This is a genomic window from Brucella anthropi ATCC 49188, assembly GCF_000017405.1.
In the GTDB taxonomy this organism is placed as follows: domain Bacteria; phylum Pseudomonadota; class Alphaproteobacteria; order Rhizobiales; family Rhizobiaceae; genus Brucella; species Brucella anthropi.
In genome coordinates, this window is record NC_009667.1 from 549742 (window position 1) to 574552 (window position 24811).

Here is a 24811-nt window from a genome sequence, read left to right on the forward strand (position 1 = left end):
CATGCCTGATTTGTTGCTCGAACTCTTTTCCGAAGAAATCCCCGCCCGCATGCAACGCAAGGCTGCTGGTGATCTGAAGAAGATGATTACCGATGGTCTGGTGGAAGCCGGTCTTACCTATGAAGCTGCGACCCCTTATTGGACGCCACGTCGTCTGACGCTCGATATTCGCGGCCTCACCGTGCGTTCCAAGGACGTGCACGAAGACATTAAGGGCCCGTCGGTCACAGCACCGGAACAGGCCATTCAGGGTTTTCTGCGCAAGGCCGGTCTGACGGATGTCGCCCAAGCCCATGTCCACTCCGATCCGAAGAAGGGTGATTTCTATGTCGCCCATCTGACGAAGCCGGGCCGCGCAGCGGAAGAGATCGTCGCCGAACTGGTGCCGCAGACGATCCGCAATTTCCCATGGCCGAAATCCATGCGCTGGGGTGCGGCTTCGGCCAGGCCGGGTTCGCTTCGTTGGGTGCGTCCGCTGCAGTCGATCCTCTGCACCTTCGGTCCCGAAACCGAGGAAACCGTGGTCATCGATTTCGATGTCGATGGCATCAAGTCGGGTAATGTCACCTATGGCCATCGTTTCCTGAGCGACGGTCAGCCAATCAAGGTACGTCGCTTCGAGGATTATGTCGAAAAACTCGAAAAGGCTTTCGTGGTTCTCGACGCCGAGCGCCGCAAGGAAATCATTTCGCAGGACGCGCATAATCTCGCCTTCGCTTCCGGTCTTGAGCTGGTCGAAGACGATGGGCTTCTGGAAGAAGTGTCCGGTCTGGTCGAATGGCCGGTCGTGCTGATGGGCGAATTCGAGGAAGAATTCCTGGCCATTCCGCCGGAAGTCATCCGCCTCACCATCCGCGCCAACCAGAAGTGCTTCGTCACTCGCAAGCAGGGCGAAGCCGAAGCGCTTTCCAACAAGTTCATTCTGGTGTCGAACATCGCTGCCCGCGATGGCGGCACGGAAATCGCTTACGGTAACGGCAAGGTCGTGCGCGCACGCCTGTCGGATGCACTCTATTTCTGGCACACAGATCAGCATGATCTGCCCGACCTCGACAAGCTCGTCGCTTCGGCGGAAAAGTTCGGTCTTGATCTGAAGAAGCCGCTCGATCAGCGCATGGCGCGTCTGGATGCATTGAATGTGACCTTCCATGCCAAGCTTGGCACGCAAGGCGCACGCGTTGAACGCATTCGCGAACTGGCTGCGCAGATTGCGCCGCTGGTGGGTGCCGATCCGAAACTTGCAGCGCGTGCGGCAGTTCTGGCAAAGGCTGACCTCACCACGGAAGTTGTCGGCGAATTCCCTGAACTTCAGGGCGCAATGGGTCGCAAATATGCGTTGCTTCAGGGCGAAGATGAAGCCGTCGCTGCTGCGATTGAAGAACACTACAAGCCGCAAGGCCCGTCCGATGTTGTGCCGAAGAACCCGGTTTCGGTTGCCGTCGCGCTTGCCGACAAGCTCGACACGTTGGTCGGATTCTGGGCGATCGATGAAAAGCCGACCGGCTCGAAGGACCCGTTTGCTCTGCGTCGTGCGGCATTGGGTGTGATCCGTCTCCTGCTGTCGCAGGAATGGAAGTTCCCGCTGCTGCCGCTCTTCCGCTCGGCCTTTGCCGCGCTGAAAGAAGGTCAGGTCCAGCGCAAGTTGCGCGAGTTTGAAACCAAGCTTGCTGGGGAAAACTCCGGTGATATCGACGGCGAACAGGACGTTGACAACGCATTGGCCAGCTATGAAAAGCAGGTTCGCGCCGAGGCGGAAGCATCGTCCGAGCCGGTGCTGGCTGATCTCTTGTCGTTCCTCCATGACCGTTTCAAGGTGCATCTGAAAGAAGAAGGTGCACGCTACGACGCCATTGATGCCGTGTTGTCGCCGGAAGCCGACAATCTGCTGCTGGTCGCGCGTCGACTGGAAGCGCTGATCGTCTTCATCAACGAAGAAGACGGCAAGAACCTTCTGGCTGGCACCAAGCGCGCCGCCAACATTCTCGCTGCCGAAGAGAAGAAGGGTACGAAGGTTGCAGACAGCGTAAGCGCGTCTCTTCTCCACGAAGCGGAAGAAAAGGCGCTGTTCGAAGCCGTCACTCTGGCTTCGCAAGATGCCGAGGCTGCCATTGCCCGTGAAGATTTCAACGGTGCGATGCTGGCGCTCGCCAAGCTGCGTGGTCCGGTCGATACGTTCTTCGAAAAGGTGCTGGTGAACGACGAGGACGAGAATGTCCGCGCTAATCGTCTGGCCTTGCTCGACCAGATTCGTGCAGCTACCGGAAAAGTGGCGGATTTCTCGAAAATCGCGGGCTGACTATTGGCAGTACGATAAAAAATATGGCGCTTTCGGGCGCCATTTTTGTTTATTTCAGGCTGGGTCTGAGTTCGAGCGAACTGAGATCGATTTCGTCGGATGCCCCGGCCCAGGGATCGCCAACGACGCGCACCGGCTTTGTGGGGTCAAAGTCTTCTGCTGGTGCGGCGGCTGGCTCAAGCAGATCGTCCGGAACGGGCTGGCCCTGCATGCGCGCCATATAGGCACGGGCGCGCTTGCGGCGGGCCTCGATTTCCTTCTGTGCGTCCAGTTCGGCTGCCTGCTTTTGCGCACAGGTGCCGCAAACCGGCAGGCCGTTGGCACCGATCTTGTCATAGCCGATATAATCGATGGAGCCGACCTGATAGGTCAATGCCGCGCGCTCACCTCCGTTTGCGGAAGCAATCGCGGGCAGTCCGATGGCCGTCAGCGAAATAGCGATAAATCGCGATAACATTATTCACCTCACGCATGAATAATATCACCATACCCTGAAAAACCTAACAAAACGCAATTTTTCATGCGCAATCATGATCGTCTTGCCGTGATTGTGCCCGGATAGAGTCCGAGCTTGCTTGCACATCACTTGCACCGGGGCCAGAGCTTGTGTAGGCAGAACGGGCTTGGAGCGCATTTCGATCTGATAGTGTCAGACCGGCGCTCTAACTGTCTGTTTTGATGCGCATCTTATCCGAAAACCGTTTCGCATTTTTCGGGATGCGCTCCAACTTGGGACGCTCGAGAGGCGGAAAACCAGTGTCCGATATAGTCAAATTCGATGATGAGGCAGTCCAGCGCGCGGTGGAAGTGCTGCGGCGCGGCGGTCTCGTCGCCATTCCGACCGAAACCGTTTATGGCCTTGCCGCCGACGCTGCGAACGGCGAGGGTGTGGCGGGTATTTTCGCGGCCAAAGGGCGGCCTCAGTTCAATCCGCTGATCGCGCATGTGAGCGGTATTGCGATGGCCGAGCGCTATGTCACTTTCGACGCTCTTTCGCGCAAGCTTGCCGAGATGTTCTGGCCCGGCCCGCTGACCATCGTGCTGCCGCTGAAGGACAGGCAGGATACGGATCGCCCGATCCATCCGCTTGTGACCGCCGGACTTTCGACCCTCGCCATCCGCATGCCGCTTGGCCGCGTGCGCGATATCATCGAGGGGCTCGACAGTCCGGTTGCAGCGCCAAGCGCCAACACGTCAGGCCGTATCAGCCCAACAAGCGCTCGTGCCGTTGCCGACGACCTCGGCAACAAGCTTGATCTGATCCTCGATGCCGGTCCCTGCGGCGTTGGGGTTGAATCCACCATCGTCAAGGTTGACGGTAATAAAGTGCATCTGCTCCGGCCGGGCGGACTGGCTGCGGAAGAAATCGAAGCCGTGATTGGTGAGAAGCTCGTGCGCGCCGACCACACATCGGCAATTCAGGCGCCGGGCATGATGGCCTCGCATTATGCGCCTGATGCTGCGATGCGGCTCGGTGTCGGCTCGGTGCAGCCGGGCGAAGCCCTGCTTGCCTTTGGCCCGCAGCGCGTGGCCGGGGCCGATACGGCAAAGGTGATCATGAACTTGAGCGCTGATGGCAATTTGCGCGAAGCCGCGGCCAATCTGTTCGATTTCATGCGCAGGCTGGACGCGACAGGTGCCACCACCATTGCCGTCGAGCCTATCCCCTTTGAAGGCCTCGGCGAGGCCATCAACGACCGTTTGAAACGCGCGGCGGCCCCGCGTTAACATCCTCCTATGTAAGAGGCAGACTATGCTGGACACCGCTCTGATCGAACGTTTCTCCGCCATCGTGGGCGAAAAGAATGCGCTCACCGCGCCGGAAGATCTCGCCGCTTATCTCGTCGAGCAGCGCGATCTCTATCACGGTCGCACACCTCTCGTCCTTCGTCCGGGTTCGACGGAAGAAGTCGCGGCGATCATGAAACTTGCCAGCGAGACGAAAACGCCGGTGGTGCCGCAGGGTGGCAATACGGGCCTCGTTGGTGGCCAGCAGCCCGATGAAAGCGGCGCAGCCATCACTCTGTCGCTCGGTCGTATGAACCGTATCCGTAACCTCGATACGGTCGGCAATCTGGTAACGCTTGAAGCCGGTGTCATCCTGAAGAACCTTCAGGAAGCTGCTGAAAAAGCCGGTCGCCTGTTTCCGCTGTCGCTGGGTGCCGAAGGTTCATGCCAGATCGGTGGCAATCTTGGTTCCAACGCTGGCGGCACGGCAGTGCTTGCCTATGGCAACATGCGCGAGCTTTGCCTCGGCCTTGAGGTTGTGCTGCCGACCGGCGAGATTCTCAACGATCTTCGCTATGTGAAGAAGGACAATACTGGTTACGACCTGAAAGACCTTTTCATCGGTTCGGAAGGCACGCTTGGTGTCATCACGGCTGCGGTGCTGAACATCTTCCCGCAGCCGAAGGGCAAGGGCGTGGCTTATGCAGGACTGCGCAATCCGGAAGACGTGCTGCGCCTGTTCCAGCTTGCAACGGAACATGCAGGCCCGTCGCTGACCGGCTTCGAATTGATGCCGCGCGTGGGGGTTGAGTTTACGGTGCGCCATGTCGATGGCGTGCGCGATCCGCTCGAAAGCCCGCATGACTGGTATGTACTGATCGATATTTCTTCTACCCGCTCAGAAGAAGATGCGCGCACGACGCTGGAAACGATCCTGACCGAAGCCTTCGAGAACGATATTATTCAGGATGCGGCCATCGGCGAAAGCGTTGCGCAGGCGCAGTCCTTCTGGAAAATGCGCGAGGAAATGTCCTGGGCGCAGAAGCCGGAAGGTGGCTCGATCAAGCACGATATATCTGTGCCGGTCGCATCCATCCCCGCCTTCATCCACGAAGCCAATGCCGCGACGCTGGAAATGATTCCCGGTGCGCGCATCGTTTGCTTCGGCCATATCGGCGACGGCAACCTGCATTACAACGTTTCGCAGCCGGTAGGCGCTGACAAGGAAGCCTTTCTTGCGCGTTGGCACGAGCTGAACCACCGTATCCACACGATCGTCGCGAGCTATACGGGTTCGATTTCGGCAGAACACGGCATTGGTCAGCTCAAGCGCGAAGAACTGGCTTTCTTCAAGCAGGATGTCGCGCTTGACCTGATGCGCCGCATCAAGTCAGCTTTCGATCCGGCGGGCATTATGAACCCCGGCAAGGTTCTATAAAGTATCACTATTTAATCGAGTAAGGCGGGCGGTATTAACCGCCCGTTTGTTTTAGTAAACACTTCTTCAGAAGAATTTCCGAATTCTTACACCTGGTTGCAATCTGCTAACCAAAGGAAAAGGCAGGAAAAAGTTAACTTAACTCATTAAGCCCGTCGGTAATAAACCGCGCCTATTCTCCATCTCAACGAAGAGCAAAAAGCTCGACAAAGGGAAGTCGGAATAACCGGCTCTCAAAAATAAAAAACAGAGAGACAGAGGCGTCGAAAATGATGAGCAAGGGACTGAAGCCCGACTGGGCAGGACGGGAATTGCGGCTCGATCCGTTTCACTTTCCGCAGGTTGTGAGCTATGCGACCCATGACGGGAGCAGCGACGTTACCTTCACCATCAACGAGCGCGGTGCAGTGATCCGGCAGGTTCTGCCTTCAAGCGGCCTGCCGATGTCGATCGCTCTCCCGGCCAACGCATTTGTCGGCGTTGCCGCCCGTGCGGTGGAAGACGAGTTCGGCGAAATCACGGTGACGCTGGAGCTGATGCATGAAGACCCGCAACTCTCCGTTCCCTTGCTTGTCGCACATGATCTGACTGACGTTGCCGCCGACTGGCGCGCCTGGGCGGCAAGCTTCAATCTGCCGATGATGCTGGTCGAGGAAGACGGCGTCGCCCGCCCGCTTTATGAAAGCACCGGTGCGGTCCGCACCAGCCAGCCGCAGGCTCGCCGTCAGGGGCAGGAGCCGCGCCGTCGCCGTCCGCGTTTTCTCGCTCGCCGCAAGACCGGTACGCTTGGCGTCCGTCTGGTGATCTCCGGCAAGGAAATCATTGCTCGAAATTGAATTGGAACGCATCCCGAAAAGTGTGAAGCGGTTTTCGGACGAGATGCGCTCTAGAAAGGGTAAAGGGTCGCCTGAGATAAGGCGACCCCTTCAAAAAAACCTTGGCTGACCTCCAAAAAGCCCCCGAACGTTCACAACGTTCGGGTTTATTTTTTTCGGCTGAGAAATGCCATGACGGCCTCGCGGGCTTCATCCGAGGTAAGCCGTTCAGCAAAATGTTTGGCCTCACGTGCAATACGTTCGGAAACTTTTTCAGCTGGCATGCGCATCAGCGCACGGGCGATCTGCATGGCCTGCGGAGGCTTGACAGCGATTTCTTCTGCGGCCTTCATCACTTCCGTTTCCAGCGCATCTTCGGCAACGATCTGATAGACGATCCCGGCTTCCTGTGCGGCTTCCGCGGTAAATCCATGACCGAGCGCCAGCAGGGCAAATGCCTTTTGGTGTCCCATCAGCGGTGGTGCCAGCAGACTGGAAGCTGCTTCCGGCACAAGGCCAAGATCGACGAAAGGCGTGCGGAACAAGGCCCGCGACGTTGCAAATGTCAGGTCGCAATGCAGGTGGATGGTCGTGCCGATGCCGATGGCAAGGCCATCGACACCGGAAACGATCGGCTTTTTTGCGCTGGAAAGAGCACCCAGAAAATCCAGAATGTCGTTGCCGAGATCGCCGCCCATCGCAGCCGCCATGAAATCCTGCATGTCGTTGCCGGATGAGAATGCACCTGGAACCCCGAGAAACACATGCACACGCACCGCGTCATCGGCATCGCCGTCCTTGAGCGCCTTTGCCATGGTGGCATACATGGCGCGGGTAATGGCGTTTTTCTTGTCGGCCCGGTTAAGACGGATGATTTGGATCGCGCCTTTGCGCTCAATCAGGATGTGTTCGCTCATGCCTATGCCTCCAGCGCGGATTTGGCGGCGGCTAGGCTGGCAGCGCCGGTGATGACGGTGTCTTTCAGGGACGATACTTCGGCAAGCATATTTTCCGCAAAGAAGCGGCTCAGCACTGCGCGGCCGCTATCGTCATCCGCGAGCGCCGCACGCGCGAGATAGGCGCCGCCGGAAACGAGCGACAAAAGCCGCTGATAAGGCGAGGCTCCGGCAAGTGCTGCCTCAAGCTGCCCTTCGGCAACTGCCTTTTGCAGCCAGTCCGTGGCTTCGCGGGCCTCATTGATGGCCTTGGAAAGGCGAGCGCCGGTTTCGCCGAGTTCCGGACGATTGGATGCGGCGGCCTTGTCGGCGTCGTCCTGCAATTCTGCAAGGAAGCCCTTGATATGCTCGCCATGCCCAAGCGGCAGCTTGCGCGCCACGAGGTCGATGGCCTGAATGCCGTTGGTGCCTTCGTAGATCGGGGTAATCCGGGCATCACGCAGCAATTGCGCAGCACCTGTCTCTTCGATGAAGCCCATGCCGCCGTGAATCTGGATGCCCAGCGAAGCAACATCCACGCCTGCATCGGTCGCAAAGCTCTTGGCGAGCGGCGTCAGCAGACCGGCGCGATCCGACCAGAACTGCTGGTCTGCGCCCTCCGTTGCATGGCTCATGTCGATGGCATGTGCGCAGGAATAGGTGATCGAACGGGCAACCTGCGTTAGCGCCTTCATGGTCAGCAACATGCGCTGTACATCGGGATGCTCGATAATCGGGCTCATGCCTTGCTTAGGATCAGCACCGATGGCGCGGCCCTGCTTGCGCTCCTTGGCATAGGCAAGGGCCTGTTGATAAGCGGCCTCGGCAACGCCGACACCCTGAATGCCGACCAGAAGACGCGCATTGTTCATCATGGTGAACATGCAGGCCAGCCCACGATTTTCCTCGCCGATCAGGTAGCCAACCGCGCCCTGTTCTTCACCCTTCACGAAACCATCACCATAGATCATGGTGCAGGTTGGCGAGGCATGGATGCCCATCTTGTGCTCAAGGCCGGAGCAGAACAGATCGTTCCTGCGGCCAAGCGAGCCATCATCGTTGACGAGGAATTTGGGTACGAGGAAAAGCGAAATGCCCTTCGTCCCGGCCGGGGCATCGGGCAGGCGCGCCAGCACCAGATGCACGATATTGTCGGTCAGGTCATGCTCGCCATAGGTGATGAAAATCTTCTGGCCGAAGATGCGGTAGCTGCCGTCACCGGCACGTTCCGCACGGGTACGCATTACACCAAGATCGGAACCGGCGTGCGGTTCAGTCAGATTCATCGTGCCCATCCACTCGCCGCTGATGAGCTTTTCGAGATAGATGTCCTTCAACTCCTTGGAGGCGTGCTTTTCGACCGCTTCGACTGCGCCCATGGTCAGTGTCGGCGCGATGGCGAAGGCAAGCGTCCCGGAGTTCCACATTTCGCTCACTGCCACCGACATCATCGTGGGCAGGCCCTGACCGCCATATTCCGGCGTGCCGGTCAGCGAGTTCCAGCCGCCTTCGATCCAGTCGCGATATAGCTCTTTCCAGCCCGGCGCGGTGGTGACAACGCCGTCCTTGACGGTCGCGCCATGCTTGTCGCCGGTGATGCGCAGCGGCTCGACGCGCTCTGAGGCAAACTTGCCGGCTTCTTCCAGAATGGCAGCGGCAAGATCGGCGGAAAAATCGGGGAAGCGGTTGTCGTCGAGGGCTTTCTCCAGCCCTGCAACCTTCATCAGCGTATGGGAAATTTCAGAAACCGGCGCGCGATACATCTTTCCTCCGAGTATGTTTCGCGGACTTCTCCTCGGAAGCCCGCCCTGCGCCGGTGCTTCATGCAATCCGGCAGGAGCCATTTTGGCTGTTCAATACAAGAGCTATCGGCTTATTACGTAAACGTCAATATTGTGCTGCGGCTTCACAGCCATTTGTACGGAGGTGAACAATCTCGTGGATTTTTCGAATTTGACGTTTGAAACGGGATTAATATCGGACGGATATCAAACGTCAAATGCAATCCACTAGGCATTGTCCGCCTGTGAGGCCGAAACTCGGCGGTTACAGATAATGCTGTCGAGGCTATTTCTTGTCGGCTTGGGTTTCCCGCTCGACAGCGCGCCAGCCGATATCGGAGCGATAGAAGCCTTCCGGCCAGTCGATGAGCTTTACGGCTTCATAGGCGCGTGCCTGTGCTTCGGCGACCGTGTCGGCAATGGCAGTGATGTTGAGCACGCGGCCCCCACTGGCAACGATGCTGCCGTCCTTCTCCGCCGTTCCCGCGTGGAAGAGTTTGACGCCATCAATGCCTTCGAGCTTGTCGAGATCGCGGATGACGCTGCCCTTCTTCACATTGGACGGATAGCCCTCCGCAGCCATCACAACCGTCAGCGCAGGCTGGTTTTTCCAGTCGAGCGAGACTTCATCAAGTTTGCCGTCCACGGCAGCATTGATGAGCGCGAGCAGGTCGCTGTTGAGGCGCATCATAAGCACCTGGCATTCCGGGTCACCGAAACGGGTGTTGTATTCGATGAGCTTCGGGCCGTCCTTGCCGATCATCAGGCCGAGGAACAAAATGCCGGAGAAGGGCGCGCCGATTTCCGCCATGCCGCGCATGGTCGGTTCGATCAGTTCGCGCATGGTGCGTTCGACGATTTCCGGCGTCATGACCGGAGCTGGAGCATAGGCACCCATGCCGCCTGTATTCGGGCCGGTGTCGCCGTCGCCGACACGCTTGTGATCTTGCGCCGAGCCGAGCGGCAAGGCGGTCTTGCCATCGCATATGCAGAAGAAGCTTGCTTCTTCGCCGTCCAGAAATTCCTCAACCACCACTTCGGCACCGGCGGAACCGAATGCGCCCTCGAAACAGGCATCCACGGCGTCGAGCGCTTCATCGAGCGTCATCGCAACGATCACGCCCTTGCCTGCGGCGAGCCCGTCGGCCTTGACGACGATGGGCGCACCCTGCTGGCGGATATAGGCCTTGGCCTTGGGCGCATTGTTGAAGCGGCCATAAGCGCCTGTCGGAATATCGAAGCGCGCGCAGAGATCCTTGGTGAAACCCTTCGACCCTTCAAGCTGTGCCGCAGCCTTGGAGGGGCCGAACACACGGATACCCTCGGCACGCATTTCATCGGAAAGGCCAGCCACCAGTGGTGCTTCAGGCCCGACCACCACGAGATCGATCTTCTTGTCCTTGGCGAAAGCAATCAGAGCCTGATGGTCATCGACACCGATGTCGACGAGTTCCGCGATCGTCGCAATGCCCGGATTGCCGGGAGCGCAATAGAGTTTTGTCAGTGACGGAGAAGCGGACAGTTTCCAGGCCAGAGCATGTTCACGACCGCCAGAACCGATTAAAAGAACTCTCATTGCTTGCTCCGTCTTCGTCGGGGTTATAGTGATGGCTGCATATATCAAGGATTTCGCCATGTCACAGCCCGAACTACACGGATCGATTCAGTCACGCAATGCGCAAGGGCGTGTAAAGGATGCTCCATCGGGCCATTGGGTCTATAAGCTGCTGCCGCACTGGCTCTGGCCCTATGCGCAGCTCGCCCGCTGGGATCGTCCCATCGGATGGCAGCTCCTGCTCTGGCCATGCTGGTGGTCGGCAGCGTTGGTGGCAGGTGCGGGCGCCAAGCCGGGCGATGGCGCCTGGGCCGTCATGCCTTCGATCTGGCATCTCGTTCTGTTCCTGATCGGCGCCATTGCCATGCGTGGCTCCGGCTGCACCTATAACGATCTTGTCGATCAGGATATTGACGACAAGGTGGATCGCACACGTTCAAGGCCACTGCCGTCGGGGCAGGTGACACGTGGTCAGGCCAAGATTTTTCTGGTTCTGCAGGCGCTGGTTGGTCTTGTGGTGGTGCTGCAGTTCAACTGGTTTACGATTGGACTGGGCATTTTCTCGCTTCTGATCGTCGCCGCTTATCCTTTCATGAAGCGCATTACCAACTGGCCGCAATTCGTGCTTGGTCTTGCTTTCTCATGGGGCGCACTCATGGGCTGGGCTGCGGTGGAAGGTTCGCTCAGCCTTGCGCCGGTGCTTCTCTATATCGGCGCGATCCTGTGGACGATCGGCTATGACACGATCTATGCGCATCAGGATAAGGAAGACGATGCGCTGGTGGGCGTGCGCTCCACGGCGCGCCTGTTCGGCAAGCACACCAAGACGGCGCTGATGATCCTTTATGGCGGCGCTATTGGTTTCTTCGCGGCGGCTTTCGCCGTGGCGCAGGTGCCGATGCCAGCACTGGCCGGATTGCTCGCAGCAGGCGTGCATCTCTATCGCCAGATCATCGTGCTCGATATCGACAATCCCGACCAGTGCCTGAAACTGTTCAAATCCAACAATATTGTTGGCTGGCTGATTTTCCTCGGGCTCGTTCTCGGAAGTCTCTGGGTGGCGGTCAAGCCGCTGGTATAAATAAGAAGGCCACCGTGTCCGGTGGCCTTCTTATTATGGGATCATGGATAAAGCCGTTCCTTGTTCCAGTCGCCCTCAGGTGCGGGACGTGTGAACAGAACGCGGTCATGCAGGCGGAAGGCCCTGTCATGCCAGAATTCAATCGAGACCGGACGAATACGGAAACCCGACCAGTAGGACGGGCGTGGAATGTCGCCGATGGCATATTTTGCGGTGTATTCCGCAACGGCCTTTTCCAGCGCGAAACGGCTTTCCAGCGGGCGTGACTGCTTGGATGCCCAGGCGCCGATGCGGCTGCCGCGCGGGCGTGAAGCGTAATAGGCATCGGCCTCGGCATCGCTGACTTTCTCCACCGCGCCGCGCACGCGCACCTGACGGCGCAGCGTCTTCCAATGGAAGCACATCGCAGCCTTTTCCGCTGACAGGATTTCCTTGCCCTTGGTGCTTTCATAATTGGTGTAGAAGACGAATCCCTGTTCGTCGAAATCCTTCAACAGCACCATGCGCACATTGGGCAGGCCGTCGGGATCGACTGTTGCCAGCGCGACCGCATTCGGATCGTTCGGTTCGCTTGCTTTGGCGTCGGTCAGCCAGTCTGCAAAAAGTTTGAACGGCTGGGAGGATTCGGTGAAGTCGTCGCTTGCGTTTGTCATTTTGGATATTTCAAAAGCCTGTCGGAATTTGCGGATCATCCTGCAAGGGAATCCCCGCCAAAGAAACCCCAATGGGGCGGGTCGGGAGGGAGCTTCTTCCATAACCGGCATTTTGTCCATGGTCTTGCCGGGATGTGTCGTCGCAGGGTTCGACATGGCTTTACTTAGCGGGCAACTTCTTGTAGGGCGCCGGTCAAGGTGGGGGCTATGCCAAAACTCGACTTTTTGACGCTTTATATTGTAATTCTCTTAAATTCGCTGACGGTCTGCATCATCTGGACCGCTATCGCCTTCTCTTATCGCAAATTCCGGCCTGCCAGAATCTGGCTTCTTTCGACGACGCTTCTGTTGGTCGGAGGCTTCGTGCTTTCGCTGCAGGGTAATGAGGGTGCGTTCTGGCCTGCGGTCACCGGTAATACCATCATCATTTACGGCTTCTGCCTTGCCTGGGTTGGTGCGCGTTATTTCTATGGCCACAAAGGCGGCTGGCGGCTGGCGATGGGAATATCGCTCGCAAGTTTCGCCGTGATGGCGGCATTTCATTCGAGCTGGCAGGGGCGCAACATTGCTTATGCCGTGGGACAGTCAGTGCCCATGGGGATGACGGTTTTCTATCTGGCCCGGCAGAAGGGCATTGGTCTCGGCGGTCAGATTGCTATCATGGCCTTTTTGCTCGGTATCATTGGGCACGCCATTGAGACCTCGCTGAACATCGCCGCATGGGTGGGTGAGTTCGATCAGTCGCTCTATTTTACCATCGAAAGCTATGCGCTTGTCTGTGTGATCTATAGTGGCATGATCTGGAATTTCGGCTTTATCGTCATGGCGATGAACCGCTTGCATGGCGATATGGCCAAGGTAGCAGAAACGGACGAGCTGACCGGGCTTCCGAACCGCCGTCATTTCATGAAAAGACTCGCAAGGGCGGAGTTGGCGTTCAGCGAGGACGGTACAGCCTATAGCGTCATGCTGATCGACATCGATAATTTCAAACAATGGAACGACACCTATGGTCATGCGCTGGGCGATCAGGCGCTCGTGCATTTTGCCGATGTGGCGGTCGACGTCCTTAATCGGCGCGGTGTGCTGGCACGTCTCGGCGGTGATGAGTTTTCCATTCTGCTGACAAAGATGGACGAGCAGGAAGCGACGGAAATCGCACGCGACATCGTCAGGGCGATCAACGATGCCCCGCTTGCCTTCAATGGACAGAAACTCGCCATGACTGTCAGTATCGGCATTGCCAGTGAGGAACGCGACAACGAAACGAGTGACCTTGACGTTTTTGCCCGGGCCGATCTTGCGCTTTACAAGGTAAAGCAGGCTGGCCGGAACGGCTACGCAACACGCACGGCGACGGTGAACGCGCCGTGCTCTTCATTTTCGGACGGGCAACGAGCTGCCGGTTGATTGACCTTTCTCGAACCGGATGCAGAAAGCCGGGCACATCGTTTGATGGCTGAATAAAGTGCGGAGTTGGGCGTTGTGCTCCGATTCCGATTTGTTTACCTTTCCGGCACACTGCTTGTTAACTCAAGTTCACTCATAATCCCTGCATCTTTAGCGTGTAAAAATAAGGGAATAGCGTTGGCTGTCGAGACGCTTCGCCACAAGGACAATCTCTGGAGCCTGAGCTGCCGCGCAAATGCGCTGCGCAAGGCCGTGATTGGCATATGCATTCTCTCGCTTGCCGGTTGCGCCATGGGTGGCGTGAGCATTGAAAAGGCCGTTCCCGATTCTTCCACGATCACCGGATCGGTGAAACAGCCGCAGCCGGTTGAGACCGATACTGGCAAGCTTTCCGACCAATCCGCGATCAGGAACGTTGTTTCAGCGCTCAATTTCACGGAATGGGGCAAGAAGCCCGTACCGTGGGCCAATCCCGATACGGGCAGCCAGGGCACGATCACCACCATTGCCGAGAACAGCAAGAACAACCAGCTTTGCCGCGAATTCGAAACCTCGCGTGAAGCTTTTGACGGTGTTTCCATCTATCGCGGCGAAACCTGCATGCAGCGTGGTGGTCAATGGACGGTGACTTCGTTCGCGCCCATTTGAAAAGAAAAGCCCGGCCTGACTGGAACTTTTCCGGCCATATGCGCATATTATGGGCAACGAGTCTTACTCATCTCATAGTTATTTTCCTGAAAGAGGAACTATATGCGCGATCCCTATAGCGTGCTGGGCGTCGCCAAAACGGCGAAGCCCGAGGAAATAAAATCGGCTTTTCGCAAACTGGCCAAAAAGCACCATCCGGATCAGAACAAGGATGATCCGAAAGCGCAGGAGCGCTTTGCAGAACTGAACCAGGCCTATGAAATTGTGGGCGACAAGGACAAGCGTGGTCAGTTTGACCGGGGCGAGATAGATGCCGAAGGCAAGCCTGCCTTTCAGGGTTTCACCGGCGGACAGGGCTTCGGCGGCGCTCATGGCGACCCGTTTGGCGGTTTCCGGCAAGGTGGCGACGGCAACAGTCACTTTGAATTCCGTTCTGGTCCCGGCGGCTTTCAGCAAGGCGGCGGTTTCGGCGGCGCGGATGATATTCTGAACGACCTTTTCGGCGGCGCTTTCGGTGGAGGCGCCCGTGCTGGTGGTGGTGCGCGTCAGCGCGGCCCGGCCAAGGGAGCTGACCTTTCCGCGTCTATTAATATTACGCTGGAGCAGGCGGCCGGTGCGGAGAAGGTCGAGGCGATCTTCCCGAATGGCAAGCACCTGAAGATCAAGTTGCCGAGATTCGTTGAAGACGGTCAGACCATTCGCCTGAAAGGGCAGGGCGAGCCGTTGATGGGCGGAACGGCAGGCGATGCGCTGGTCACGATACACTTCAAGGCACATCCGCGGTTTCGCCTCGAAGGACGTGATGTCCATGTAGATATGCCGGTCGAGCTTGCCGATGCGGTTCTGGGCGGCAAGCAGGAAGTCGAAACGCTGGATGGGCGTATCGCAGTCAAAATTCCGGCCTGGTCGAGTTCCGATCGCGTGCTGCGCCTGAAAGAAAAAGGCCTCCCGTTGAAAGCTGATGGGCGCGGCGATCTCTACGTTCATGTGCGGATCATGCTGCCGGAAGGCGGCGACAAGGAACTGGAAGAATTCCTGCAAAAGCGCAGAGTCGCCTGATACCAGGACGCTGAGACGCTAGCGCATCACGCCCTGAAAATGCTCAATCGTTGCACAGGCTTAACCAAAACTCGACTTCAATCGTTTAAAGCCGGGTGTTGTCTCTTTGCGGCAGTAAAGTGACAATGCCCGGCTTTTTCACTGCAATTGCTTGAAGGAGAGCCGAGCCTGTGCGATAGGGCAACAAGTTAATTGTTTTCAATGAGGACCCCTAATGACCGCACAGTCAGGTTTGTTGCAGGGCAAGCGTGGATTGATTCTGGGCGTCGCCAACAACCGCTCCATCGCATGGGGTATTGCCAAGGCCGCTCGTGATGCAGGCGCAGAGCTCGCATTCACCTATCAGGGCGATGCATTGAAGAAGCGTGTCGAACCGCTGGCTGAAGAGCTCGGCGCATTCGTGGCAGGACATTGCGATGTGGCTGATGCTGCCAGCATGGATGCTGTTTTCGAGACGCTTGAAAAGAAGTGGGGCAAGCTCGATTTCGTGGTGCATGCCATCGGCTTTTCCGACAAGGATGAGCTGACGGGTCGTTATGTCGATACGTCGGAAGCCAACTTCACCAACACGATGCTGATCTCGGTCTATTCGCTGACGGCTATTTCGCGTCGCGCGGAAAAGCTGATGGCGGACGGCGGATCTATCCTGACGCTGACCTATTACGGCGCCGAAAAGGTCATGCCGAACTATAACGTCATGGGTGTTGCCAAGGCTGCTCTCGAAGCAAGCGTGAAGTATCTGGCCGTCGATCTCGGCCCCCAGAACATCCGCGTCAATGCAATCTCGGCTGGCCCGATCAAGACGCTTGCCGCTTCGGGCATCGGTGACTTCCGCTATATCCTCAAGTGGAACGAGTACAACGCGCCGCTGCGCCGTACCGTCACCATCGAGGAAGTGGGCGATGTCGGCCTCTATTTCCTTTCCGACCTGTCCCGTTCGGTGACTGGCGAAGTTCATCACGCGGATAGCGGCTATCATGTCATCGGCATGAAAGCGGTTGACGCTCCGGATATTTCGGTCGTGAAAGACTGAAGCAGCGAATACAAAATCCCGAAAGGCTAACCGGCTTTTCGGGATTTTTCTTTGTCTTTCCCGCTGCGGGGAAGTTATCCAGATTATTCATTGGCGGCAGATAGGGGTAGGGCTGTGGCTCGGGAGATCATCTACTTTTCGCGTCACGGCGAGACAGACTGGAATGTTTCGCAGCGTATTCAGGGGCAGCTTGATATCGATATCAACGATAATGGGCGCAGCCAGGCCGACCGCAACGGCGATATGCTGAGATCGCTGATTGGCGAGGGTGCAGGCTTCGACTTCGTTGCAAGCCCGCTGCGACGCACGCGCGAGACGATGGAACGTATCCGTTTGCGCATGGGTCTTGATCCGTATGAATACCGCACCGATCCACAACTGATGGAAGTCAATTTCGGCGACTGGCAGGGCTTCATGATGGAAGACATTGCCAGGGAGCGTGAAGACCTTCTGGAAGCGCGCGCCCGCGACAAGTGGAATTTCGTGCCGCCGGGCACAACCGCCGAGAGCTACATGGGCCTGTCGCGCCGCATCGGGCGCTGGGTGGAAGCCGTGGAATGGCCGACTATCTGCGTGACGCATGGTGGCTGCATCCGCACGCTGTTTTACCTCTACGGGGACATGGACGGCCACGCCGCTGCCAATCTCTCCATCCCGCAGGACAAGATTCTGAAGTTTGCAAACGGCAAGCTGGAGTGGGTTTGATCCCGCAAATCAGTCTATAGTGACCGTAAACATAATTTTGCCAGCGGTGGAGGCGTTTTATGCCCTTCGAACGTTTCGCGGTCATATCGGATATTCACGGTAACAATGACGCCTTGGCTGCAGTGCTGGCCGATATCGATGCTTTGCAAATCCAGACGATTATCAATCTCGGCGATCATCTAAGTGGTCCTTTGGCCGCGCGTGAGACAGCAGATATGCTGATGGCGCGAGAAATGATCTGCATTCGTGGCAATCATGATCGCTGGCTTGTCGAAAAGCCGCTCGCAGATATGGCGCCGTCGGATCGGGTCGCGCGCCAGCAGCTTGATGACCGACACATCGAATGGCTGCTTGGAATGCCGGCATCGCAGTCTCTGGTCGATGGACGGATATTCATCTGCCACGGGACACCGTCAAGCGATACCACCTACTGGATGGAGAAAGTGACCGCGAACGGCGAAGTCGTTCTGCGAACCCGAGATGAGATCGAGGCCGAAGCTGAAGATATAGCTGCATCGCTGATCTTTTGCGGGCATACGCACACGCCGAGGATCGTTCGCCTGGGAGATGGGCGAATGCTGGTCAATCCGGGAAGCGTGGGTTGCCCCGGTTACGACGACGATCATCCGGTTCCGCACGTCGTCCAGACCGGCAATCCCAATGCATCCTACGCTGTCATCGAACAGACCGGGTCTGGCTGGCAGATAACCCTGCGCAATATTCCCTACGATACGGCGCGGATGGTCCGGATGGCGGAGAACAACGGTCGCGCCGATTGGGCGCGTGTTGTCAGAAGTGGCTGGTTTCAGCCCACATGAAAAGAGCGACTTATGAGCCGCTCATTCTCTTTCTGGGGGCGTGCTTACGGCGCTTCCTGAATGTCGGTGATGAAGCGCGTGCTGTCGACCATGTCATAAATGATAAGGACCTTCATGCCCTTGTTGATCGCGCTGTAATCGAACTCACCGGGCAGCTTGTATGTCTGGCCGTCATCGAGTGTTATGGTTTCGCTGTCCTTGTTGATACCGGTGATCTTGCCTTCGGCATCGTCTGCCATCGCTACCGTCGAGAAAAGCGACGCCACGATGAGAATTAATCCGACCAGATAATGCATGACTTTCCGTTCCTTTGGTTGTGCCTCGGGTTGGGTTGTCGCCTGACCGATTCGACACGATTGTCGTGATTGCGATTTTCAGCGCGTTGCGCCGGATATCCCACAGTGTAGCGTGCGGAATGTGTCAAAAAAAATGCCGGATATCGAACTTCAGAAGGAAATTTTACGTCCTCAAGGAGCTTGATTTGACCGGCGTCAAAAAGCTCAATAAAACCGGGCCGTAAAGTAGCTGCTCTCTCCTTGACCCGCTCCGGACAAGGACAATTTATTCAGGCGTCGCGCATGTCTCACAATAGTTTCGGTCATCTGTTCCGCGTAACCACCTGGGGCGAAAGCCACGGTCTGGCGCTCGGTTGCGTTGTTGACGGCTGCCCGCCCGGCATTACGTTCACGGAAGCCGAAATTCAGGCCTATCTCGACAAGCGCAAGCCCGGCCAGTCCAAATATACGACGCAGCGCCGCGAACCGGATCAGGTTCGCGTGCTTTCCGGTGTTCTTCTGGGCGACGACGGCGTGACCATGACGACGACTGGCACACCGATCTCGATGATGATCGAGAACACCGATCAGCGCTCGAAGGATTATGGCGAGATTGCCCGTCAGTATCGTCCCGGTCATGCCGATTATACCTATGACGTCAAATACGGCATTCGCGACTATCGCGGCGGCGGACGTTCGTCGGCGCGCGAAACGGCAGCTCGTGTGGCAGCAGGCGCCATAGCGCGCAAGGTCGTGCCGGGGCTTGAGGTCAAGGGCGCGCTGGTGGCCATGGGCGTGCACGGTATCGACCGCCGTCGCTGGAACTGGTCGGAAGTGGACAACAACCCTTTCTTCTCGCCGGATGCCGGTTCGGTCGAGTTGTTCGCAGACTATCTTGATGGCATTCGCAAGAGCGGATCGTCGGTCGGCGCAGTCATCGAGATTATCGCTGAAGGTGTGCCTGCTGGTATCGGGGCGCCGATCTACGGCAAGCTCGATCAGGATATTGCCAGCCTGCTGATGTCGATCAACGCCGTGAAGGGTGTGGAAATCGGCAACGGTTTCGAGGCTGCCCGTCTTACCGGCGAAGAGAACGCCGACGAAATGCGCATTGGCAATGACGGCAAGCCGCTGTTCCTGTCCAATCATGCTGGCGGGATTCTCGGTGGCATTGCGACTGGTGCGCCGGTTGTGGCGCGTTTCGCCGTCAAGCCGACCTCGTCGATCCTGACCCCGCGCCGCTCCATCGACAAGGACGGCAAGGAAGTGGATGTGATGACCAAGGGTCGTCACGATCCGTGTGTGGGTATTCGTGCCGTACCGATCGGCGAGGCGATGGTGGCCTGTGCGATTGCAGATCATTATCTGCGTCACCGCGGCCAGACTGGCCGCGTCTGACTAACTTGGGGCCAGACTGGCCGCATGTGATTGAATTCGGCCATATTGGCCATATCTGACCGACGATAGGGCCCGTTGGTTGCCTGACACATAGAGGTCGAAATGAGCTATAACCAGAAACAGGTCGTGGATGCGCTTCGCGCTTTCGAACGCGGCGAAATCGTTGTGGTCATGGATGATGACGGGCGCGAGAACGAAGGCGACCTGATTGTTGCCGCCGTGCATTGCACGCCGGAAAAGATGGCCTTCATCGTCCGCCATACGTCCGGCATCGTCTGTACGCCGATGACTCGCGACGAAGCCAAGCGTCTCAACCTCGCGCCGATGGTTGCCGAAAACGAATCCGCTCACACAACAGCGTTCACTGTGACGGTCGATTACCGCCATGGCACGACGACCGGCATTTCGGCAGAAGACCGCACGCTGACCGTGCGCAATCTGGCGAACCCGAATGCCGGTGCTTCGGATTTTGTGCGTCCCGGCCATATTTTTCCGCTGGTTGCCCGCGAAGGCGGCGTCTTGATGCGCTCCGGCCATACGGAAGCCGCTGTCGACCTCTGCAAGCTCGCAAACCTGCCGCCCATCGGCGTTATCTGCGAACTGGTCAATGATGACGGTTCCGTCATGCGTGGTCCGGACGTGAAGGCCTTTGCTGAAAAGCACACGCTGCATCGGGTTACGGTCGCCGACCTCATCGCCTATCGCCAGCGCAAGGAAACGCTGGTCAAGCGCGTTGGTGATGCACCGGTCAAGACCTGTGCAGGTGCGGCCCATGCCTACACCTACGAACTGCCATGGGAACCCATGCAGCACGTAGCCGTCGTGTTCGGCGATATTCGTGACGGCGAGGAAGTGCCGGTCCGCCTGCATCGCGAAGATGTGCTGAACGATGTCTTTGGCAAAGGTGGCAGCAATCTCGATGCCATCATGGAAAAGATGGGCAAGGAAGGTCGCGGCGTACTGGTCTATCTGCGCGAAGGTTCTGTTGGCGTGCGTTCCGATCACCACGACACCCGCGCCCGTGACGCGATCCAGAGCGAGCATGAAAGCCATGCCGAAGCGGTTGCCCGCGAGGAGGAATGGCGTCAGATCGGCCTTGGTGCGCAGATATTGAAGGATCTCGGAATCACGTCGATTGTGCTTTTGGCATCGCGTGAGCGTCACTATGTTGGCCTTGAAGGTTTCGGCATCCACATCGCCCGTACGGAAATCATCTAGTCTCCTTCAGACAAAGCTGGCGCATGGCCGTCATGGTCATGTGCCGGTGAGATGCTATAGTGAATCGATGACGACACGGCTTTACTGGCATCCGATCTATCTCGAACATCTGACCCCGCCCGGCCATCCCGAGCGCCCGGATCGTATCCGTGCCTTGATGAGCGAATTGGAGGGGCCGGATTTCTATCGGCTCGACCGGGTGGAAGCGCCGCGCGGCGACGAGGCGTCAGTGTTGCTTGCCCATCCGGAAAAGCATCTGGAAGCCATACGCGCCGAAATACCGGAGCCTGCTTCGGACGAGGCAGCGCCAGCGCCCGTGGTGAAGCTTGACGGCGACACCTATGTCAGCCCGAAAAGTCTGGATGCAGCGCTGACGGCGATTGGTGCGGCGACAGCGGCGGTCGATGATGTCTTTTCCGGTGCTGCAAACAACGTGTTCGTTGCAGCCCGCCCGCCGGGACATCATGCTGAGCGTTCCACTGCGATGGGCTTTTGCCTTTTCAACAATATTGCGATTGCCGCCCGTCATGCACAGCAGCGTCATGGCGCGGAACGTGTCGCTATCGTCGATTGGGATGTCCATCACGGCAACGGAACGCAGGATATTTTCAGGGACGATCCAAGCGTCCTGTTCTGTTCGACGCATCAGTTTCCCTTGTATCCCGGAACGGGGTCGAAGGACGAAACCGGCGTCGGCAACATCTTCAATGCACCGCTTTCCCCCGATACGGGAAGCCGCGAATTCCGCGAGGCATTTAATAGTCGTGTATTGCCCGCTTTGGACAATTTCCGGCCAGATTTGATCCTTATTTCGGCGGGCTTCGATGCTCATTTTCGCGATCCGCTGGCCGAGCTCAATCTTGACGAAGCGGATTTTGACTGGGCGACGGGCAAACTCATGGAGCGGGCAGAAAGGTTCTGCGATCACCGGCTAGTGAGTGTGCTTGAAGGTGGATATGATCTAGAGGGCTTGTCGCAGTCCGCGTCTACGCATATTACGCGGCTGTTGAAAGGATGAATCATGGTAACCGAACCGTCCAACGCCGACATTGCAGTAATGAGCTTCGAGGATGCGTTGAAGCAGCTTGAGAAGATCGTCGACGATCTGGAGCGGGGCGACGTGCCGCTGGAAGAGTCCATTCGCATCTATGAGCGTGGCGAGGCTCTGAAAAAGCATTGCGATACGCTTCTGAAGTCTGCCGAGGACAAGGTGGAGAAGATTCGCATTGGCCGCGACGGCCAGCCGGTCGGAACCGAACCGCTCGATCCGGAATAAACTGGTCCAATAATTCTGCTCAGAACAGCGTTTTGAGCTGGGTGACATAAGGCGCGAGAATCCCGCTCAGCATGTAGGGACCTAGGCCCCAGACCAGTGTCCATCCTGCAGCTGCGACGATATTGGCCGCCAGAAAATGCAGCGGGTTCATTTTCATCGAACCCGCAACGATGCCGTTGAGCTGTCGCAGGAGCACGACGAAACGAGCCGTCGCGACCACGTAAATTCCCTTGCTGTCGAAAAGTTTCTCGAACTGTTCCAGCCGTTCAGGCGTCAGCTTGACGAGGTGCCCGTATCGCAGGATCAGGCGGCGGCCACCGAAACGGCCGATCAGGTATCCGGTGCAATCGCCAAGTACGGCGCCGATGAATACGGCAATCAGTACGGCTTCGATATTGAGCGTTCCATGCAAGGCAAGCAGCGAGCTTGCTATAAGGGCGCTCTCACCGGGCAATGGTGCACCGAAAGATTCGAAATATACGATTACGAAAAGCGCGAGCGCGCCATAGGCTGCAATATATGGTTCCAGAAAGCTCATGGATTGGCAGGTCTTTCGGCCGACAGAACTAAAAAGGCTCCGGACGAGCCGGAGCCTGAAATCTGTAACTATCACATCAGCCGATGGAACGCTTGCCGGTAATTGCGTGGTATACCCACAACACGATTATTGAGCCGATGATCGCGATAACAAGGCTGATCGGATCGAATGCGCCAGTGACGCCACGTCCAAAAAGCTGAGACGAGATCACACCGCCGACAATGGCGCCGACAATGCCGAGAGCAATATCCAGGAACAGGCCCTGGCCACTTTTATTAACGATCTTGCTGCCGATGAAGCCGGCAATCAAGCCTAGTATTATCCAGCTTATAACAGACATCTAATATCTCCCGATGCGTAAATACACTTTTGCATCACGCACTTAGGAAATTTTCACACTGCTATAAAATTTGCAAGGTATAATGCTTGTCAAATCGGGAAACCCATTTAACTTTAACTTACCGAATGCACAGTTGGCATCGGATAACAGGGAGTATCGTGTGATGGGAAGTTATGACGACAACTCAGGCAATTCGCCCATTCCCGGCGGAAGCCTCGCGAAACCGGTTCTGATTGCGCTCGGCGCCCTGCTGATCGGCAAGATGCTGAAGGGTAATAGCGAAGAGACGGAGGCCACTCAGGCGCAGCCCGTACCAGTACCGGATCAGTCGCAAGCAGGCGGCGGCCTGCTTGGCGGTATCCTTGGCGGGCTTGGTGGTCTGCTTGGCGGTGCGGCTGCCGGAAATGCCTCAGCAGCTCCCTCGGCTCCGGGTTCACTGGGCGGCGGTCTTGGCGGCCTCCTTGATCAGTTGAAACAGGCTGGCCTCGGTGAAAAGGTGGATTCCTGGGTCGGCCAGGGAACCAATCATTCAATCGAGCCGGGCCAGCTTGGCGACGCAATCGGCCAGAAAACACTGAGCGAAATTGCTCAGCACGCCGGTATCGACCAGCAGGAACTTCTGGATCAGCTGTCGCAGGTTCTGCCGGGATTGGTGGACAAGCTGACGACAAACGGACAGGTACCTGACGCCAGCTCGCTTTCCAAGCTGTTGCAGGGACGCTGACAGAATTTGCATCCTGATCGAACCGCACCGCTTGTCGGTGCGGTTTTGTTTTGGGGCTACATTCGATAAAATGACGGCGCCGCTTATATAAGCGTTGTAGAGCAATAGCTGGAGTTGCGTTGCATGAGTTTCTTTCCGTGTCCTGATCCGGTTCTTGGCGACAAGACGTCGGTAGACAGCATTGAAACGCTGGTCATTCCACGCACAAGCGACATCGGTGGACTGGAAGTGCGGCGAGCCTTGCCGACCGTGCGCCGCCGTCTGGTCGGGCCGTTCATTTTCTTTGATCGCATGGGACCCGCCGTTCTGAGGGATGGTGATGCGCTGGATGTGCGCCCGCACCCGCATATCGGACTTTCGACCGTGACCTATCTGTTTGACGGACATATCCGCCACAGAGACAGTCTCGGCACCGAAATGGTTATTCGTCCCGGTGACGCGAACCTCATGACCGCCGGTCGTGGCATCGTGCATTCCGAACGATCGCCAGAAGAGGAGCGCAACGGGCCACTGTCTATTTCCGGCATTCAGACCTGGCTCGCGCTGCCCGATGCGCTGGAAGAAATCAGCCCGGAATTTTTTCACACCAATGCGCCAGAACTGCCGGTGATGGAGGATCGCGATTTCTCCGGTCGGCTGATCATGGGCTCCATGCTGGGGCTGAAGTCTCCAGTGATCCAGCACGCCGATACGCTTTATGCGGATATTCGTATAGAACCGAACGGGCGCTTTCCGATTCCGCCCGTGGCCGAAGAACGCGCCATCTATACGCTGCAGGGCAATGTCGGCATTGGCGGTGAGGTCTTCCCGCCGGACCGTTTGCTGGCATTCCGCCCTGGCGACGATATTGTCGTGCAGGCCGGGCCGGAAGGTGCTCATATTATGCTTTTTGGCGGTGCAACTCTCGGCTCGAAGCGCTATGTATGGTGGAACTTCGTATCCTCATCGCGAGAGAGGATAGAGCAGGCCAAGGAAGAATGGCGCAGCGGGCGTTTCGACATCGTGCCCGGTGACGAGAAGGATTTCATACCTCTGCCTGAATAATGTGGATTGCCTCCCGCTGTAGGACACGATGTTCCGCCCTGCT

Annotated in this window: 25 protein-coding genes; 17 read left to right on the forward strand and 8 right to left on the reverse strand. The window is 57.5% G+C overall.

The window, feature by feature from the left end:
- The first annotated feature begins 1 nt into the window (after nucleotide 1).
- Nucleotides 2-2296: a glycine--tRNA ligase subunit beta gene (gene glyS, locus OANT_RS02720; protein ID WP_012090799.1), complete on the forward strand. Its 2295-nt coding sequence runs from the start codon at nucleotides 2-4 to the stop codon at nucleotides 2294-2296.
- A gap of 49 nt (nucleotides 2297-2345) precedes the next feature.
- Here glyS and OANT_RS02725 read toward each other — a convergent pair whose 3' ends face one another.
- Nucleotides 2346-2753 carry a hypothetical protein gene (locus OANT_RS02725; protein ID WP_012090800.1) on the reverse strand — a complete coding sequence of 136 codons (408 nt, stop codon included), beginning with the start codon at nucleotides 2751-2753 and terminating at the stop codon, nucleotides 2346-2348.
- A gap of 260 nt (nucleotides 2754-3013) precedes the next feature.
- On the opposite strand from OANT_RS02725, the gene OANT_RS02730 reads away from it, so the two are divergent.
- The 3 genes from OANT_RS02730 (at nucleotide 3014) to OANT_RS02740 (ending at nucleotide 6298) form a co-directional block, all read left to right on the forward strand.
- The gene (locus tag OANT_RS02730; protein WP_210341993.1) at nucleotides 3014-4024 is read left to right on the forward strand and encodes an L-threonylcarbamoyladenylate synthase; all 1011 of its coding nucleotides are present in this window, start codon (nucleotides 3014-3016) and stop codon (nucleotides 4022-4024) included.
- A gap of 25 nt (nucleotides 4025-4049) precedes the next feature.
- Nucleotides 4050-5462 carry an FAD-binding oxidoreductase gene (locus OANT_RS02735; RefSeq protein WP_012090802.1) on the forward strand — a complete coding sequence of 471 codons (1413 nt, stop codon included), beginning with the start codon at nucleotides 4050-4052 and terminating at the stop codon, nucleotides 5460-5462.
- A 269-nt stretch (nucleotides 5463-5731) separates the two neighbouring features.
- Nucleotides 5732-6298: a DUF6101 family protein gene (locus OANT_RS02740; RefSeq protein ID WP_010658347.1), complete on the forward strand. Its 567-nt coding sequence runs from the start codon at nucleotides 5732-5734 to the stop codon at nucleotides 6296-6298.
- A 146-nt stretch (nucleotides 6299-6444) separates the two neighbouring features.
- Here the strand turns inward: OANT_RS02740 and OANT_RS02745 are convergent, their stop codons facing one another.
- The 3 genes from OANT_RS02745 to purD form a co-directional block, all read right to left on the reverse strand.
- The gene (locus tag OANT_RS02745; RefSeq protein ID WP_012090803.1) at nucleotides 6445-7194 is read right to left on the reverse strand and encodes a crotonase/enoyl-CoA hydratase family protein; all 750 of its coding nucleotides are present in this window, start codon (nucleotides 7192-7194) and stop codon (nucleotides 6445-6447) included.
- A 2-nt stretch (nucleotides 7195-7196) separates the two neighbouring features.
- Entirely contained in the window at nucleotides 7197-8975 is a 1779-nt protein-coding gene (locus tag OANT_RS02750; protein ID WP_012090804.1) for an acyl-CoA dehydrogenase family protein, read from the reverse strand.
- 304 nt (nucleotides 8976-9279) lie between these two features.
- Nucleotides 9280-10569, reverse strand: a complete 1290-nt coding sequence (gene purD, locus OANT_RS02755) for a phosphoribosylamine--glycine ligase (protein WP_012090805.1) — start codon at nucleotides 10567-10569, stop codon at nucleotides 9280-9282.
- A 58-nt stretch (nucleotides 10570-10627) separates the two neighbouring features.
- On the opposite strand from purD, the gene ubiA reads away from it, so the two are divergent.
- The gene (gene ubiA / locus OANT_RS02760; protein ID WP_010658351.1) at nucleotides 10628-11629 is read left to right on the forward strand and encodes a 4-hydroxybenzoate octaprenyltransferase; all 1002 of its coding nucleotides are present in this window, start codon (nucleotides 10628-10630) and stop codon (nucleotides 11627-11629) included.
- A 41-nt stretch (nucleotides 11630-11670) separates the two neighbouring features.
- On the opposite strand, the gene pdxH is transcribed toward ubiA, so the two are convergent.
- On the reverse strand, nucleotides 11671-12282 hold the full coding sequence (pdxH, locus tag OANT_RS02765; protein ID WP_029375899.1) for a pyridoxamine 5'-phosphate oxidase: 612 nt from the start codon (nucleotides 12280-12282) through the stop codon (nucleotides 11671-11673).
- Nucleotides 12283-12489: 207 nt separating this feature from the next.
- On the opposite strand from pdxH, the gene OANT_RS02770 reads away from it, so the two are divergent.
- The 6 genes from OANT_RS02770 to OANT_RS02795 all read left to right on the forward strand — a co-directional run bounded on the left by OANT_RS02770 (nucleotide 12490) and on the right by OANT_RS02795 (nucleotide 17955).
- Nucleotides 12490-13692, forward strand: coding sequence for a GGDEF domain-containing protein (locus tag OANT_RS02770; protein WP_012090807.1), 1203 nt, complete (start codon nucleotides 12490-12492; stop codon nucleotides 13690-13692).
- A gap of 219 nt (nucleotides 13693-13911) precedes the next feature.
- Complete coding sequence (locus tag OANT_RS02775; RefSeq protein WP_236020272.1) at nucleotides 13912-14340, forward strand: RT0821/Lpp0805 family surface protein; 429 nt, start codon at nucleotides 13912-13914, stop codon at nucleotides 14338-14340.
- Between the two features lie 102 nt (nucleotides 14341-14442).
- Nucleotides 14443-15399, forward strand: coding sequence for a DnaJ C-terminal domain-containing protein (locus OANT_RS02780; RefSeq protein ID WP_012090809.1), 957 nt, complete (start codon nucleotides 14443-14445; stop codon nucleotides 15397-15399).
- A 214-nt stretch (nucleotides 15400-15613) separates the two neighbouring features.
- Entirely contained in the window at nucleotides 15614-16432 is an 819-nt protein-coding gene (fabI, locus tag OANT_RS02785; RefSeq protein ID WP_010658356.1) for an enoyl-ACP reductase FabI, read from the forward strand.
- A 114-nt stretch (nucleotides 16433-16546) separates the two neighbouring features.
- Nucleotides 16547-17137, forward strand: a complete 591-nt coding sequence (locus OANT_RS02790; RefSeq protein WP_012090810.1) for a histidine phosphatase family protein — start codon at nucleotides 16547-16549, stop codon at nucleotides 17135-17137.
- A gap of 59 nt (nucleotides 17138-17196) precedes the next feature.
- Complete coding sequence (locus tag OANT_RS02795; RefSeq protein ID WP_012090811.1) at nucleotides 17197-17955, forward strand: metallophosphoesterase family protein; 759 nt, start codon at nucleotides 17197-17199, stop codon at nucleotides 17953-17955.
- A 44-nt stretch (nucleotides 17956-17999) separates the two neighbouring features.
- Here OANT_RS02795 and OANT_RS02800 read toward each other — a convergent pair whose 3' ends face one another.
- Nucleotides 18000-18251, reverse strand: coding sequence for a DUF1344 domain-containing protein (locus OANT_RS02800; RefSeq protein ID WP_010658359.1), 252 nt, complete (start codon nucleotides 18249-18251; stop codon nucleotides 18000-18002).
- Nucleotides 18252-18533: 282 nt separating this feature from the next.
- Here OANT_RS02800 and aroC point away from each other — a divergent pair, with 282 nt between their 5' ends.
- The 4 genes from aroC to OANT_RS02820 all read left to right on the forward strand — a co-directional run bounded on the left by aroC (nucleotide 18534) and on the right by OANT_RS02820 (nucleotide 22122).
- Complete coding sequence (gene aroC / locus OANT_RS02805; RefSeq protein WP_012090812.1) at nucleotides 18534-19628, forward strand: chorismate synthase; 1095 nt, start codon at nucleotides 18534-18536, stop codon at nucleotides 19626-19628.
- A gap of 102 nt (nucleotides 19629-19730) precedes the next feature.
- Complete coding sequence (gene ribB / locus OANT_RS02810) at nucleotides 19731-20846, forward strand: 3,4-dihydroxy-2-butanone-4-phosphate synthase (protein WP_012090813.1); 1116 nt, start codon at nucleotides 19731-19733, stop codon at nucleotides 20844-20846.
- 67 nt (nucleotides 20847-20913) lie between these two features.
- Nucleotides 20914-21864, forward strand: a complete 951-nt coding sequence (locus tag OANT_RS02815; RefSeq protein ID WP_012090814.1) for a histone deacetylase family protein — start codon at nucleotides 20914-20916, stop codon at nucleotides 21862-21864.
- A 3-nt stretch (nucleotides 21865-21867) separates the two neighbouring features.
- A complete protein-coding gene (locus OANT_RS02820; RefSeq protein ID WP_002963588.1) occupies nucleotides 21868-22122 on the forward strand; it encodes an exodeoxyribonuclease VII small subunit in 255 nt (84 codons plus the stop codon).
- 19 nt (nucleotides 22123-22141) lie between these two features.
- Here the strand turns inward: OANT_RS02820 and OANT_RS02825 are convergent, their stop codons facing one another.
- Together OANT_RS02825 and OANT_RS02830 are read right to left on the reverse strand one after the other, a co-directional pair.
- Nucleotides 22142-22660, reverse strand: a complete 519-nt coding sequence (locus OANT_RS02825; protein WP_012090815.1) for a DedA family protein — start codon at nucleotides 22658-22660, stop codon at nucleotides 22142-22144.
- A gap of 76 nt (nucleotides 22661-22736) precedes the next feature.
- Nucleotides 22737-23000, reverse strand: coding sequence for a GlsB/YeaQ/YmgE family stress response membrane protein (locus tag OANT_RS02830; RefSeq protein ID WP_006466196.1), 264 nt, complete (start codon nucleotides 22998-23000; stop codon nucleotides 22737-22739).
- Between the two features lie 163 nt (nucleotides 23001-23163).
- On the opposite strand from OANT_RS02830, the gene OANT_RS02835 reads away from it, so the two are divergent.
- Together OANT_RS02835 and OANT_RS02840 are read left to right on the forward strand one after the other, a co-directional pair.
- On the forward strand, nucleotides 23164-23724 hold the full coding sequence (locus OANT_RS02835) for a YidB family protein (RefSeq protein WP_012090816.1): 561 nt from the start codon (nucleotides 23164-23166) through the stop codon (nucleotides 23722-23724).
- A 123-nt stretch (nucleotides 23725-23847) separates the two neighbouring features.
- Nucleotides 23848-24768 carry a pirin family protein gene (locus OANT_RS02840; RefSeq protein ID WP_012090817.1) on the forward strand — a complete coding sequence of 307 codons (921 nt, stop codon included), beginning with the start codon at nucleotides 23848-23850 and terminating at the stop codon, nucleotides 24766-24768.
- Nucleotides 24769-24811: the final 43 nt, after the last annotated feature.

Coding starts and splice junctions, on each gene's coding strand:
- aroC (WP_012090812.1), top strand. CDS start 18,534: ATGTCTCACAATAGTTTCGGTCATCTGTTCCGCGTAACCACCTGGGGC.
- OANT_RS02730 (WP_210341993.1), top strand. CDS start 3,014: ATGCGCTCCAACTTGGGACGCTCGAGAGGCGGAAAACCAGTGTCCGAT.
- pdxH (WP_029375899.1), bottom strand. CDS start 12,282: ATGACAAACGCAAGCGACGACTTCACCGAATCCTCCCAGCCGTTCAAA.
- fabI (WP_010658356.1), top strand. CDS start 15,614: ATGACCGCACAGTCAGGTTTGTTGCAGGGCAAGCGTGGATTGATTCTG.
- ribB (WP_012090813.1), top strand. CDS start 19,731: ATGAGCTATAACCAGAAACAGGTCGTGGATGCGCTTCGCGCTTTCGAA.
- OANT_RS02770 (WP_012090807.1), top strand. CDS start 12,490: ATGCCAAAACTCGACTTTTTGACGCTTTATATTGTAATTCTCTTAAAT.
- OANT_RS02815 (WP_012090814.1), top strand. CDS start 20,914: ATGACGACACGGCTTTACTGGCATCCGATCTATCTCGAACATCTGACC.
- OANT_RS02745 (WP_012090803.1), bottom strand. CDS start 7,194: ATGAGCGAACACATCCTGATTGAGCGCAAAGGCGCGATCCAAATCATC.
- OANT_RS02825 (WP_012090815.1), bottom strand. CDS start 22,660: ATGAGCTTTCTGGAACCATATATTGCAGCCTATGGCGCGCTCGCGCTT.
- ubiA (WP_010658351.1), top strand. CDS start 10,628: ATGTCACAGCCCGAACTACACGGATCGATTCAGTCACGCAATGCGCAA.
- OANT_RS02840 (WP_012090817.1), top strand. CDS start 23,848: ATGAGTTTCTTTCCGTGTCCTGATCCGGTTCTTGGCGACAAGACGTCG.
- OANT_RS02735 (WP_012090802.1), top strand. CDS start 4,050: ATGCTGGACACCGCTCTGATCGAACGTTTCTCCGCCATCGTGGGCGAA.
- OANT_RS02740 (WP_010658347.1), top strand. CDS start 5,732: ATGATGAGCAAGGGACTGAAGCCCGACTGGGCAGGACGGGAATTGCGG.
- OANT_RS02750 (WP_012090804.1), bottom strand. CDS start 8,975: ATGTATCGCGCGCCGGTTTCTGAAATTTCCCATACGCTGATGAAGGTT.
- OANT_RS02830 (WP_006466196.1), bottom strand. CDS start 23,000: ATGTCTGTTATAAGCTGGATAATACTAGGCTTGATTGCCGGCTTCATC.
- OANT_RS02725 (WP_012090800.1), bottom strand. CDS start 2,753: ATGTTATCGCGATTTATCGCTATTTCGCTGACGGCCATCGGACTGCCC.
- glyS (WP_012090799.1), top strand. CDS start 2: ATGCCTGATTTGTTGCTCGAACTCTTTTCCGAAGAAATCCCCGCCCGC.
- purD (WP_012090805.1), bottom strand. CDS start 10,569: ATGAGAGTTCTTTTAATCGGTTCTGGCGGTCGTGAACATGCTCTGGCC.
- OANT_RS02800 (WP_010658359.1), bottom strand. CDS start 18,251: ATGCATTATCTGGTCGGATTAATTCTCATCGTGGCGTCGCTTTTCTCG.
- OANT_RS02820 (WP_002963588.1), top strand. CDS start 21,868: ATGGTAACCGAACCGTCCAACGCCGACATTGCAGTAATGAGCTTCGAG.
- OANT_RS02780 (WP_012090809.1), top strand. CDS start 14,443: ATGCGCGATCCCTATAGCGTGCTGGGCGTCGCCAAAACGGCGAAGCCC.
- OANT_RS02795 (WP_012090811.1), top strand. CDS start 17,197: ATGCCCTTCGAACGTTTCGCGGTCATATCGGATATTCACGGTAACAAT.
- OANT_RS02835 (WP_012090816.1), top strand. CDS start 23,164: ATGGGAAGTTATGACGACAACTCAGGCAATTCGCCCATTCCCGGCGGA.